Below are 12,660 nucleotides of genomic sequence, written 5' to 3' on the forward strand. Positions count from 1 at the left end.
TTATTACAGGAAGCATGGCGGCTTTTACTTTATTCAGCTTCCTGGTGTTTATGTACAAGGGTGAAAAAAGACGCGGGTGGATTTATGCGCTTCAGACCGTTGCTCTTTTTGCCACTCAGTTTGCATGCTTTATTCAGATTATTGCCCAAACGGGCAGTAAGCGCTATTTTTTGCTGCTGATGATCCAGACACTGGTAGTTATCAGCACCATTTCCATGTTTAAAATGGTATACCCCGACGGGAACAGGCTTTTAATAAATAATATGTGCATGTTCCTGATGGTCGGAATGATAATGATTACGAGGATTTCCTATGGCAAGGGAATAAGGCAGTTCATTATTGCCAGCGCTTCACTTGTTATTGCATTCCTTGTTCCTGAGATATTATTCAGGTGTGCTTTCCTTGAAAGGATGGGATGGATTTTTGCAGGAATAGGTCTGGCGGTACTTCTTATTCTTTTGATTTACGGCTCTGTTACCAACGGCTCCAAGATAAATTTCAGAATAGCAGGACTTTCCTTCCAACCGCAGGAAATAGTAAAGATTATATTTGCATTTTTTATAGCATCGATCCTTGCACAGAAGAAGGATTTTAAAACGGTTTGCATAGTGACGGCCATTGCTGCCGCCCATGTGCTTGTGCTGGTTCTTCTAAAGGATCTTGGAAGTGCGCTGATTTATTTTGTTGTTTATTTGTGTGTGCTCTTTGTTGCGACCAATCAGCCACTGTACTTTTTGGGAGGACTCCTTTCGGGAGCTGCGGCGAGCTTTGTTGCGTACAAGCTGTTTCCTCACGTTCAGCAAAGAGTCCTTGCCTGGAAGGATCCCTGGACTGAGATCGATTCCACAGGCTACCAGATAACCCAGTCACTTTTTGCCATAAGCGGTGGCGGTCTCTGGGGGCTTGGCTTATATGGCGGAACACCGTCCTCAATTCCCTATGTTGAAGAGGACTTTATGTTTGCGGCGATCGCAGAGGAGCTTGGAATTATCTTTGCCTCCTGTCTTATCGCTGTTTGCATATCAACATTTTTGATGATACTTTTAGAGGCCTATAAGATTAAGAATAATTTCGGAAGACTTCTGTGCGTTGGACTTGGAGTAACCTACATATTCCAGGTGTTCCTCACGGTTGGTGGAGATTCCAAATTTATTCCGCTTACCGGCGTCACACTTCCGCTTGTAAGCTATGGTGGAACATCAGTCATGGTTACTATCGTCATGCTTTCGCTTGTAGAGGGCGAATGTCTTGTAAGGAGCGACGAGAGATATCAGGCTTATTTAGAAAAAAAGAGGGAGAAGATGAATGGAAGAAAAAAATAAATCTTATCCCATTATGATAATTGGCTGTGCCACTGTTTTTCTGTTTTTGACAATGATCATCTACATCTGTTCATATGCCATAAGTAATGAGCGAGTAATGATGGACAACACCTATAATGCCCACCAGCAGCTTTTAAAGACGAAAAACAGCCGCGGTACAATCTATGCAAATGATGGACAGATACTTGCAAAAACCGTAACGGATGCAAACGGAAATGAATCGAGAGAATATCCCTTTGGTAAGGTGTTTTCACATGTGGTTGGCTTTTCGGTAAACGGAAGAAGCGGCATTGAGAACCTTGCGAATTACTACCTCATTAATTCCCACGCTACCTTAAAGAGTAAGGCCAAGGCCAAGGAAAATGAGCTGAAATTCCCCGGTGACAGCGTCTATACCACCCTTGATGTGAATCTTCAACAGACAGCCTATGAGGCTTTATCTGCAAGAGAGGGAGCAATTATTGTAACGGATGTAAAAACCGGTAAGATTCTTGCACTTGTTTCAAAGCCTGATTTTGATCCCGGTACAATCCTTGATGAGTGGGAGGATATTACCTCTGATAAGGAAAATACTCAGCTCTTAAACAGGGCAACCCAGGGGCTTTACCCTCCGGGATCAACCTTTAAGATAGTCACTTCTCTTGAATATTACAGAGAAAAGGGTGATGAATATCTAAATTACAGATATAATTGTAATGGTAAGTTTACTAGCGGTAACGACACGATAAAATGCTTCCATGGAGAGAGTCACGGAGCTCTTGATTTCACGGGGTCCTTTGCGAAATCCTGTAACTCATCCTTTGCGAATATCGCACTGCAGCTTGACAGGGCTTCCTTTGAGAAGACTCTTGCAGGACTGATGTTTAATTCCGAGCTTCCGTGGGATATGAATTATTCTGTGTCTACAGCTACCTGTAATGAGAAGCTTGCGGACGGCGATATGATGCAGCTTGGAATTGGTCAGGGTGCAACTACAGTGACACCTCTTCATATGAATCTCATTACGTCTGCGATTGCCAATGACGGAGTACTGATGAAGCCTTATCTTCTTGAAAAGGTTGAGACAGAGGACGGTAAGGTATTAGAGGAGTTTGAACCATCAAAATATAAGACCCTGATGTCTTCAGATGAAGCATATTATCTTCAGAACATGATGGAGAAGGTTGTTAAGGAAGGAACCGCTTCAAGGCTTAAGGGGCTTGAATACACAGCAGCAGGAAAAACCGGATCAGCTGAGTTTAAGGACAGCACGTCAGACTCACACGCATGGTTTACAGGCTATGCACCTGCAGAGAATCCTGAGATTGCTGTGACAATTATCGTTGAAAATGCAGGCTCCGGCGGTGAATATGCAGTGCCGATTGCCAAGAGAATTTTCGATGCTTACTTTGGGAAATAGAGGAGTCAAAGGTTTTGTCTATAAGGGGATTTTGTACTTTTGCTAAAAATCTTTATATTGGGGAATCTGTGAAAAGGCCTGCGATGGTTAAGTGGAAGCTTAAGCATGGCGCCGGACAGCTTTTTATCTATGTGATCACTTCATCTGAAATACCGGATGGGCAGATAGAGATTAAGCACTGTGCCTTATTGAAGCAGAAGTATTATCAGCGCCACCCCGCATTTATTTACGGCATTGCCGGAAGCTACAAGGAGGCTCTCGATATTGTCCTTAAGATGTTTGCTGAGGCTGATGAGAGTGGTATGACTGGCGATGTGAGAGGGTACTTAAACAGCGCGTTGGGGGATAATTAATGGGGATCTTTTTAACAGTCTTGAAAATAACAGGGCTAGTACTTTTGGGAATACTGGCGCTGTTATTACTGATAGTAATTTGTGTTCTGTTTGTTCCAATAAGATATAAGGCAGATGCAGTCATAGCGGAGACGGATCTCGAAAAGGGACCTTCGCTCATACTTGAAAATCTGACCGCAAATGCTTCATTTAGCTGGCTTTTACACCTTGTTCGGGGCGGTATAAACTACCCTGAGTCAAAAGAGTTTACCGTAAAAGTATTATGTTTTACTGTTTTTCCTCCGAAAAAGAAAAAAGATGATGATTTAGAGAACGAGGATGATAACGATTTTGAGGAGGATTCCTACGAACCCTCTGAAACCGGGTATGCGGAGGCTTTGGAGAAGGAAGAAGGTTTTGAAGCAAAGCCTGACAAGGAAGAAGATGGCGAAGAGGGAGCCGGTAAGGGCGATGCGATTCTTGAGGAGCCTGTAGAGGAAAAAGATAGCACAGAATCTGATATTAAAGAAGAAAATGCATCCTATGATGAAGACTTTGATGATGACGATGATGGCAAAGACTTCTTCGAATTCATTGGCGATATTTTTAATACAATAGGGAAAATAATAAAAATACCACAGGATGTATTCAAAAAAATACAATATACAATATCTAGAATTTATGCTAAGATAAACATGGTTAAAAATACGCTATCTAACGACATTTTTAAGCGTGCTTTCGAGGTTACCAAGAAGCAGATTTTCCGGGTTCTGAAAATGATATTGCCCAGGAAATTCAGTGCGGATTTTCTTGTGGGGACAAGCGATCCTACGATAACCGCAGATATACTGGCTGCTTACGGTGTTATGTATCCTGTACTTGTTAATAAGGTATTTCTTACTCCTGATTTTGAGAGGCAGATACTTGCAGGGAAAGTACAATTAAAGGGCAGGATAACCGTATTTACCATAGTTTGGGCTGCCGGAGTTCTCTATTTTAATAAGGACGTAAGGAAGACCTACAGACGTTTTAAGAAAATATTAGATTCATAAGTTGGGGAGTATTATATGGGAGATTCAAATTTTAATTCCGTTGTAGATTCTCTGATGGGCGGTATGAATAAGATTATGGGAGCCAAGACTGTAGTTGGAGAAGCTACTAAGGTTGGTGACACTATAATCGTTCCGCTGGTTGATGTGTCCTTTGGTGTAGGTGCAGGTGCCAGTGATGCCGACAAGAAGAATTCCGGAGCAGGCGGTTTTGCAGCCAAAATGTCGCCCAGTGCGGTTTTGGTAATCAAAAACGGTCAGACTAAGCTTGTTAATATCAAGAATCAGGATGCTGTTACGAAAGTACTCGATCTTGTTCCTGATATAGCAGATCGCTTCATGAATCGCGGTAATGACATGATGGATGATGACAGCGCGGTAGATATTGCCTTTCCTGAAGATGAGAACCTGAGTTAATTTGTAGTATAGGGGGTTCCGTATGGAAAAGTTTCTAAGTGAGGAAAGAATCGACAAGGCAACAGAGGAGGAGCTTCTCGAGATGAAGCTCTGGATCTACAAGGAGAGCCAGAGACTTGAGCAGGAGCAGCGCATTGTCGACACAAAGGTTGCTGAGATTGAGGACGAGATGAATAAGTTCCGTCAGAAATTTCAGTTTGAGAGAAGCCAGTTCGAGCATGATAAGCAGAAGTTCAAGGACGATCAGGCTCTCTTTGATCAGCAGATAGAGATTCTCAAGGATGGCTTTGATAAGCTCAATGCTGACAGAAAGAAAATCGAGCGTGAATGGAAAAAGCTCGAACAGGAGAGAGGCTTCCTTCGTGAGGATGAGTACAGCAGAGCTGAATTTTTCTTCCAGGGCGTTAATTCTCTTTTAGCGCTCAAAAAGCGTTACAGGGATCTGATGAAGATATATCATCCCGATAATATGTGCGGTGATCACAGAGTCTGCGATATGATAAACGAGGAGTATAACATACTTCTCAGACAGTTTGATTCATATATGAAGGCCTGATTACAACTTAATATCAGCTGTAAATAAATTTTGCTTGCATTTGCTCAACTTTTCTGTTATGATATCTCATGTTGCGAATATTTATTAGTGAAATTTATCTATTCGCGTGATGTATTTGATTAAAATATGGCTTATAAGGAGGTGTCAAAGTGGCTAAGTGTGAAGTATGCGGCAAGAGCGTTCATTTCGGTAACAACGTAAGCCATTCCCATAGAAAGAGCAATAGAATCTGGAATGCTAACGTACATAAGGTTGCTGTTAAGGTTAACGGTGGAACACAGAGAATGAACGTTTGCACAAGCTGTCTCAGATCAAAAAAGGTTGAGCGTGCTTAATTCATTAAGATTTGATTATTAAAGGATTCACTGAGGTGAGTCCTTTTTTACTTCTATTTTTTGCACAATTAGTTTATAATCTCTTATATGCAATTTTAATGGAGGTGTAGTATGAAGTCTACTTCAATGAATACCCATATGGGCAGTATCGCAATAGATAATGAAGTAATTGCTCAGTATGCAGGGGCTGTTGCCAATGAATGCTTTGGTATCGTCGGCATGGCTAATGTAAATGTTGCTGAGGGACTTGTTAGTCTTTTAAAGAAGGACAACATCAAAAGAGGAATTAATGTTACTGTTGGTCCTAATAGAAAGCTCACTCTTGATTTTCATGTAATTATCGCTTACGGCGTGAGCATTTCAGCTGTTACCGACAATCTGATAGATAATGTTAAGTACAAGGTTGAGGAATTCACCGGCCTTGAAATTGAGAAGATAAACATCTTCGTTGAAGGCGTTCGCGTCATCGACTAAGGTTCAAGGAGGGTAAGAATTTTGAGTAACACATTAAAAGCGTCTGATGTAAAGAAGATGTTTCTTGCGGGCGCTAGTAATTTGAATGCGAAAAAAGAATGGATCAACGAGCTTAATGTATTCCCTGTTCCCGATGGAGATACAGGTACGAATATGACAATGACCATCATGTCTGCAGCTAAGGATGTAAAGGCACTTCCTGATGATGTAGATATGGGAACACTTTCTAAGAATATCTATTCTGGTGCCATGAGAGGTGCAAGAGGTAACTCCGGTGTTATCCTTTCACAGCTCCTTAGAGGTTTTACAAAGGGCATTCGTGATTACGAAGAGCTTGATGCAGCAATTATCGCTGATTCCTTTGATAAGGCTGTTGAGACTGCGTATAAGGCAGTTATGAAGCCTAAGGAAGGTACTATTCTTACAGTTGCCAAGGGCGTGGCTGAGAGAGCTATGGAGCTCTCCAAGGAAGGTGCTGAGGAACTTGCTCCTTACTTTGAAGAAGTTATCAAATATGGTGATGAGGTTCTTGCCAAGACTCCTGAGATGCTTCCTGTATTAAAGCAGGCAGGCGTTGTTGATTCAGGCGGACAGGGACTTATGCAGGTCCTTAAGGGCGCTGTTGACGCATTCCTTGGCAAAGAGGTTGATTATACTGTTGATGAAGCTGCAGCAACACCTGTTGCAAGCAGAGCCAAGGCAGAAGCTGAGGTTGATATTAAGTTCGGTTACTGTACTGAGTTTATCGTTCTTCTTAACAAGCCTCTTAATGTTAAGCAGGAAATTGACTTCAAGGCATTCCTTGAATCGATCGGTGACAGTATCGTAATGGTTGCAGACGACGAGATCTGCAAGGTTCACGTTCATTCCAATGATCCCGGACTTGCTATTCAGAGAGCTCTTATGTATGGTCAGCTTTCCAATATGAAGATTGATAATATGCGTATGGAGCACCGTGAGAAGCTCTTCCATGAGCAGCAGAACGGCGTATACGCTGAGATTGAAACTGAGATCAACGGTGCTGCTGAGTCTACACCTACCTATAGTGCAGGTGATGACATTCCGCTTAAGGAGAGCACTACAGGTGCAGCTAAGGAAGAAGAGCATAAGTTTGTAAATTCAGAGCACAAGGAAATCGGCTTTGTTGCTGTATGTGCAGGTGATGGACTTGCTGAGATCTTCAGAGGACTTGGCGTTGACTATGTAATCGAAGGCGGTCAGACCATGAATCCCAGCACAGAGGACATTTTCGAAGCTGCTGAGAAGGTTGACGCTGATACAGTATTTGTACTTCCTAACAATAAGAACATCATTCTTGCTGCTAACCAGGCTAAGATATTGATGGAGGATAAGGGTGAGAATAAGGAAATCGTTGTTATTCCTACCAAGACTGTTCCTCAGGGTATCACAGCTGCAATCAACTTCATGCCCGGCGTTTCCGCTAAGGAAAATGAAGAAGGCATGGTAGAAGCAATAACAACTGTTAAGACAGGTGAAGTTACCTACGCTGTTCGTGACACTATGATCGATAATGTTACAATCAAGCAGGGTGACTACATGGGAATCGGCGATAGCGGAATCCTTGGTGTCGGCGGTGATATTGCTGAAGTAACTGAGATGATCGTTGATAAGATCGCAGATGATACTACTGAGCTTATCAGCTTATACTATGGTTCAGATATTAAACAGGAAGAGGCTGATGCTCTCTGCGAGAGTATTACTTCCAAGTTCCCCAACTGTGATGTTGAGGTTCAGTATGGTGGTCAGCCGATTTACTATTATATTGTGAGTGCGGAGTAAGATGACGGGTAGAAAAAATCCATCATTAATTGAACATGTATCTTCTTTAAAGGGCGTTGGCGATAAAAGCAGCGCCCTTTTTGAAAAGTGCGGAATTAAAACCGTGCAGGATCTGCTTTTGTATTTTCCAAGGGACTATGACATCTGTAAGGAAATAAGGAATGTCTCTGATCTTGTTCCGGGAGAAATAAGTGCTGTAAGAGTTACGCCTTCATCCAATATTGCTGTGAAGAAGGTTAGAAACTTAAGTATTCTCACCTTTAAGGCATCCGATACGACAGGCGAAATACAGATCACTTATTTCAACATGCCTTTCATGAGAAATAATATTAAACCCGGGCATTATTATGTCTTTAGAGGACCTATTCAGAGAAAGGGCCGCGGCTATGTAATAGAGCAGCCAAAGATGTACAAGACTGAGGATTATATGGAAATAATGGGCTCAATGCAGCCCAAGTATCCTCTTGTAAAGGGACTTTCCAATCAGCTTATCATTAAGACTATGAAGCAGGCTATTCCCAGTACTCCATATTTAGAGGAAATGCTTCCTTCCTATATTCGCGACAAGATGAAGCTGATGAATTTTTCGGAAGCAGTAAGGAAGATTCATTTCCCTCTTAATATGGAGGCCTTTACAGAGGCAAGGAAGAGAATCGCCTTTAATGAAATTCTGCAGTTTATATTAAAGCTCAGATTCCTTAAAAGGGAAGAGGATGTTTCCATAAATGATTACGTCTATAATTCATCTGATTTCTCAGATGGACTTATTGAAAAGCTTCCCTATAAGCTGACCGGTAAACAGATGTCTATCTGGTATGAGATTAAAAATGACCTTGAGGGCGAGCATGTGATGAACAGGCTTATTCAGGGTGATGTTGGCTCCGGCAAGACTATTCTTGCGTTTTTATCACTTTTATTTACTGCTGAAAATGGCTATCAGGGTGCAATAATGGCGCCTACCGAGGTCCTTGCAAGGCAGCACTACGAGTCATTTGTGGAGATGGCGAAGGAGTACGGGCTTCCTCTAAAGCCGGTACTGCTTGTGGGCTCTTTAACTGCAAAGGAAAAGAGAATTGCCCAGGAGAGCATAGAGAGCGGCGAAGTTAACTGCATAGTCGGAACAAATGCTCTTATTCAGGAAAAGGTATCCTACAAGAATCTTGCCCTGGTTATAACAGACGAGCAGCACAGATTCGGTGTTAAGCAAAGAGAACAACTCTCTGAAAAAGGAAAAAATACTCATATTTTAGCAATGAGTGCAACACCCATTCCGAGAACCCTGGCTATTATCCTGTACGGAGACCTTCACATCTCTGTTCTTGATGAGATGCCTATAGGAAGAATACCTATTAAGAACTGCGTAGTTGGTACGGAGTACAGACCTACAGCTTATAAATTCATAGCTGATCAGATATCAAAGGGGCATCAGGCTTATGTAATATGTCCAATGGTTGAAGAGGGTGAGATGGACGGTGTCGAGAATGTCACCGACTATACAGATAAGCTAAAAGGCGCAATGCCATCTGATATCAGGATTGGTACGCTCCACGGAAAGATGAGGCCCTCTGAAAAAGAAAAGATAATGGCAGAGTTTGCTGCGGGTAATATAGATGTTCTTGTTTCCACGACGGTTATAGAGGTAGGTATTAACGTTCCTAATGCAACTGTAATGATGATCGAGAATTCCGAAAGATTTGGCCTTGCTCAGTTACATCAGCTTCGCGGAAGAGTCGGAAGAGGAAAAGCTCAGTCATACTGCATTTTCATTAATACCTCAGGACGCGAGGAGGCAAAGGAGCGCCTTGATATCATGAATCATTCAAATGACGGTTTTAAGATTGCAGAGGAGGACTTAAAACAGAGAGGTCCCGGTGACCTTTTTGGTATAAGACAAAGCGGAGAGATGTCCTTCCATGTGGCAGATATTTATCAGGATGCTGCTCTTATAAGAGAGGCGGCAAGCCTTGCAGATACGCTGCTTTCAGAGGATCCGGACCTCATAATGGAAGAAAATGCACCGCTTAAGGAGTGGCTTTCCTCAAATTTATTTGACTTTACGGCTTTATAAAAGTAAAATTTAGTAGAGTATGTGTTCGACTAATACAATATATAGTGTACTTACGTGGAGGAAAACATGTCAAAAGTTGCAATCATAACTGATACAAACAGCGGAATTATGCCTGCTGAGGGAGAGGCTTTAGGTATCAAGGTAATACCTACGCCCTTTATGATTGATGGTGTTGAATATTTAGAAGGCATTAATCTTACTCAGGAGGACTTCTTTAAGAAGCTTGCTGAGGGAGCTGATGTTTCAACAAGTCAGCCCAGCCCGGGATCCACTCTTGAGCTGTGGGATGAGATGCTTAAGGAATATGATGAGATAGTTTATATACCGCTCAGTAGTGGTCTTTCAAGCTCTTGCCAGACTGCTACGATGCTCGCTGCCGATGATTACGAGAATAAGGTTTTCGTAGTTAATAATCAGCGTATCTCCGTAACTATGAGACAGTCTGTTCTTGATGCTGTAGAGATGCGTGACAAGGGCATGTACGGTAAAGAGATAAAGGAAAAGCTCGAAGAGGTTAAGTTTGAATCAAGTATTTACATTATGCTTGATACACTTTATTACCTAAAAAAGGGCGGAAGAATAACACCGGCTGCTGCAGCCCTTGGTACACTGCTTAAGCTTAAGCCTGTTCTTCAGATTCAGGGGGAGAAGCTTGATGCGTTTGCGAAGGCAAGAACTGCAACACAGGGTAAGAATATTATGATAAACGCCATGCTCGCTGATTTTGAAAACAGATTCGGCGGAATTGATGCACATGATGTTCACCTTTGCGGTGCTTATTCATACGATCTTGAAAAAGCAAATGAATTTAAGAGCGAGGTAGAGGCTGCATTCCCCGGCTATCAGATGCATATGGATCCCCTTTCACTGGTGGTTTCATGTCACATCGGACCCGGAGCACTTGCAATAGCTGCCTCCAGAAAAGTTCATGTTTGAGGATAAGAAAAAGTTTTAGTAAGGTTGGGGAGTTTTATGTCAACAAATAATAACTATGATGCGTCGAGCATTACAGTTTTAGAGGGTCTCGAAGCTGTAAGAATGAGACCCGGTATGTATATCGGAAGTGTTTCAACAAGGGGACTTAATCACCTTGTCTACGAGATTGTAGACAATGCAGTTGATGAACATCTTGCCGGTCACTGTTCTCAGATAACGGTTACACTTAATCCTGACGGAAGTGCGACCATTGAGGATAATGGACGAGGCATTCCTGTTGGTATGCACGCTAAGGGAATTACCGCTGAGCGAGTAGTTCTCACTATGCTTCATGCCGGAGGTAAGTTCGATAATAATGCATATAAGACCAGTGGTGGTCTTCACGGTGTTGGTTCATCTGTTGTTAACGCTTTGTCTACCTGGCTTAAGGTTCAGATAAGGACTGACGGTCAGATCTATGAAGATGCCTACGAGAGAGGCGTTCCCACAGTAGAGCTTAAAAACGGGCTGCTTGAGCCTGTAGGTAAGACGAGAGATCATGGTACAACCATTTCTTTCCTTCCTGATCCTACTATATTTGAGAAGACACGCTTCAGAGAGGAGGATATAAAATCCAGACTCCATGAGACTGCCTATCTTAATCCCGAGCTTACTATCATCTATATAGATGACAGACCGGGCACTGAGGAATATATCGAGTTCCACGAGCCTGAGGGAATCACCGGATTTATCAGAGATATGAATAAATCCAAGGAAGCCGTTACAGATGTGATTTTCTACAGCGGTGAGATGGATGGCGTTTCCGTAGATGTGGCTTTTCAGTATGTTAATGAATTCCATGAAAATATACTTGGTTTTTGTAACAACATTTATAATGCCGAGGGTGGTACACACCTCACCGGCTTTAAAACCATGTTTACCAATATTATCAATCAGTACGCAAGAGAGATTGGTGTCCTGAAAGGAAAGGATAGCAACTTTAACGGAACTGATGTAAGAAACGGCATGACAGCTGTTGTCAGCATTAAGCACCCGGATCCCAGATTTGAAGGTCAGACTAAGACCAAGCTGGATAACCAGGATGCTGCCAAGATCGTGTCACAGATTACAGGTGATGAGGTTACACGTTTCTTTGACCGTAACCTTGAGATATTAAAATCAATAATCGGCTGTGCTGAGAAGGCTGCCAAGATCAGAAAAACAGAAGAGAAGGCAAAGACAAATCTTCTTACAAAGCAGAAGTATTCATTCGATTCAAATGGTAAGCTTGCCAACTGTATAAGTAAGGATGCTTCCAAATGCGAGATCTTTATCGTAGAGGGAGATTCTGCGGGTGGTAGTGCCAAGATGGCAAGAAACAGAGAGTTTCAGGCTATTCTTCCTATCAGAGGTAAGATCCTTAACGTTGAGAAGGCCAGCATAGATAAGATTCTTGCAAATGCCGAGATCAAGACAATGATCAACGCCTTTGGCTGTGGCTTCTCAGAGGGCTATGGTAATGACTTCGACATCTCCAAGCTTCGCTATGACAAGATAGTAATCATGGCCGATGCCGATGTCGATGGTGCGCATATTGCGACACTTCTTCTTACTCTGTTCTATAGATTCATGCCCGAACTTATTTTTGAGGGCCATGTTTATATAGCTATGCCGCCTCTTTACAAGGCAATGCCCAGCAGAGGTAAGGAAGAATATCTCTACGATGATGCAGCTCTTGAGAGATATCGTAAGAATCACAAGGGACCCTTCACACTTCAGAGATATAAGGGTCTTGGTGAGATGGATCCTCAGCAGCTTTGGGAGACAACACTTGATCCCGAAAACAGAATGATGAGACTTGTTGAGATCGAGGATGCCAAGATGGCTTCACATATGACGGAGCTCCTCATGGGTAATGAGGTTCCGCCGAGACGAGACTTTATACACCAGCACGCTACAGACGCTGAACTGGATATTTAAATCAAGGAGAAGG

At 42.5% G+C, this 12,660-nt stretch carries 12 protein-coding genes; all 12 read left to right on the forward strand.

Annotation, left to right across the window (positions count from 1 at the left end; genetic code table 11):
- Positions 1 to 50: 50 nt before the first annotated feature.
- The 12 genes from G601_RS23625 (at position 51) to G601_RS0115365 (ending at position 12,647) form a co-directional block, all read left to right on the forward strand.
- On the forward strand, positions 51 to 1,322 hold the full coding sequence (locus G601_RS23625; protein ID WP_242834432.1) for an FtsW/RodA/SpoVE family cell cycle protein: 1,272 nt from the start codon (positions 51 to 53) through the stop codon (positions 1,320 to 1,322).
- Positions 1,306 to 2,721, forward strand: coding sequence for a peptidoglycan D,D-transpeptidase FtsI family protein (locus G601_RS23630; protein ID WP_051205910.1), 1,416 nt, complete (start codon positions 1,306 to 1,308; stop codon positions 2,719 to 2,721). The genes G601_RS23625 and G601_RS23630 overlap by 17 nt, the downstream gene beginning before the upstream one ends.
- A gap of 83 nt (positions 2,722 to 2,804) precedes the next feature.
- Positions 2,805 to 3,074, forward strand: a complete 270-nt coding sequence (locus tag G601_RS0115320; RefSeq protein WP_081673554.1) for a hypothetical protein — start codon at positions 2,805 to 2,807, stop codon at positions 3,072 to 3,074.
- Positions 3,074 to 4,105, forward strand: a complete 1,032-nt coding sequence (locus tag G601_RS0115325) for a hypothetical protein (RefSeq protein ID WP_026665882.1) — start codon at positions 3,074 to 3,076, stop codon at positions 4,103 to 4,105. Before G601_RS0115320 ends, G601_RS0115325 begins: the two co-directional genes overlap by 1 nt.
- Before the next feature lie 15 nt (positions 4,106 to 4,120).
- Positions 4,121 to 4,519: a GerW family sporulation protein gene (locus tag G601_RS0115330; protein WP_026490645.1), complete on the forward strand. Its 399-nt coding sequence runs from the start codon at positions 4,121 to 4,123 to the stop codon at positions 4,517 to 4,519.
- A 22-nt stretch (positions 4,520 to 4,541) separates the two neighbouring features.
- Complete coding sequence (locus G601_RS0115335) at positions 4,542 to 5,075, forward strand: hypothetical protein (RefSeq protein ID WP_026665883.1); 534 nt, start codon at positions 4,542 to 4,544, stop codon at positions 5,073 to 5,075.
- A 149-nt stretch (positions 5,076 to 5,224) separates the two neighbouring features.
- The gene (rpmB, locus tag G601_RS0115340) at positions 5,225 to 5,410 is read left to right on the forward strand and encodes a 50S ribosomal protein L28 (protein ID WP_026509265.1); all 186 of its coding nucleotides are present in this window, start codon (positions 5,225 to 5,227) and stop codon (positions 5,408 to 5,410) included.
- A 111-nt stretch (positions 5,411 to 5,521) separates the two neighbouring features.
- Positions 5,522 to 5,884, forward strand: coding sequence for an Asp23/Gls24 family envelope stress response protein (locus G601_RS0115345; protein ID WP_026490647.1), 363 nt, complete (start codon positions 5,522 to 5,524; stop codon positions 5,882 to 5,884).
- 57 nt (positions 5,885 to 5,941) lie between these two features.
- A complete protein-coding gene (locus G601_RS0115350; RefSeq protein ID WP_051206006.1) occupies positions 5,942 to 7,684 on the forward strand; it encodes a DAK2 domain-containing protein in 1,743 nt (580 codons plus the stop codon).
- Position 7,685: 1 nt separating this feature from the next.
- Positions 7,686 to 9,752 (forward strand): ATP-dependent DNA helicase RecG, encoded by a 2,067-nt coding sequence (gene recG, locus G601_RS0115355; RefSeq protein ID WP_051205911.1) that lies wholly within the window; start codon positions 7,686 to 7,688, stop codon positions 9,750 to 9,752.
- A gap of 66 nt (positions 9,753 to 9,818) precedes the next feature.
- Entirely contained in the window at positions 9,819 to 10,688 is an 870-nt protein-coding gene (locus tag G601_RS0115360; RefSeq protein ID WP_026665886.1) for a DegV family protein, read from the forward strand.
- A 36-nt stretch (positions 10,689 to 10,724) separates the two neighbouring features.
- On the forward strand, positions 10,725 to 12,647 hold the full coding sequence (locus G601_RS0115365) for a DNA gyrase/topoisomerase IV subunit B (protein WP_026490651.1): 1,923 nt from the start codon (positions 10,725 to 10,727) through the stop codon (positions 12,645 to 12,647).
- Positions 12,648 to 12,660 lie beyond the last annotated feature (13 nt).

The organism is Butyrivibrio sp. FC2001, assembly GCF_000424125.1.
Taxonomy (GTDB): Bacteria; Bacillota; Clostridia; order Lachnospirales; family Lachnospiraceae; genus Butyrivibrio.

What these genes read in the sequence shown, in the direction of transcription:
- G601_RS23630 (WP_051205910.1), top strand. Translation starts at nt 1,306, where the DNA reads ATGGAAGAAAAAAATAAATCTTATCCCATTATGATAATTGGCTGTGCC.
- G601_RS0115350 (WP_051206006.1), top strand. Translation starts at nt 5,942, where the DNA reads ATGTTTCTTGCGGGCGCTAGTAATTTGAATGCGAAAAAAGAATGGATC.
- G601_RS0115330 (WP_026490645.1), top strand. Translation starts at nt 4,121, where the DNA reads ATGGGAGATTCAAATTTTAATTCCGTTGTAGATTCTCTGATGGGCGGT.
- G601_RS0115365 (WP_026490651.1), top strand. Translation starts at nt 10,725, where the DNA reads ATGTCAACAAATAATAACTATGATGCGTCGAGCATTACAGTTTTAGAG.
- G601_RS0115345 (WP_026490647.1), top strand. Translation starts at nt 5,522, where the DNA reads ATGAAGTCTACTTCAATGAATACCCATATGGGCAGTATCGCAATAGAT.
- G601_RS0115325 (WP_026665882.1), top strand. Translation starts at nt 3,074, where the DNA reads ATGGGGATCTTTTTAACAGTCTTGAAAATAACAGGGCTAGTACTTTTG.
- G601_RS23625 (WP_242834432.1), top strand. Translation starts at nt 51, where the DNA reads ATGTACAAGGGTGAAAAAAGACGCGGGTGGATTTATGCGCTTCAGACC.
- G601_RS0115320 (WP_081673554.1), top strand. Translation starts at nt 2,805, where the DNA reads ATGGTTAAGTGGAAGCTTAAGCATGGCGCCGGACAGCTTTTTATCTAT.
- G601_RS0115360 (WP_026665886.1), top strand. Translation starts at nt 9,819, where the DNA reads ATGTCAAAAGTTGCAATCATAACTGATACAAACAGCGGAATTATGCCT.
- G601_RS0115335 (WP_026665883.1), top strand. Translation starts at nt 4,542, where the DNA reads ATGGAAAAGTTTCTAAGTGAGGAAAGAATCGACAAGGCAACAGAGGAG.
- recG (WP_051205911.1), top strand. Translation starts at nt 7,686, where the DNA reads ATGACGGGTAGAAAAAATCCATCATTAATTGAACATGTATCTTCTTTA.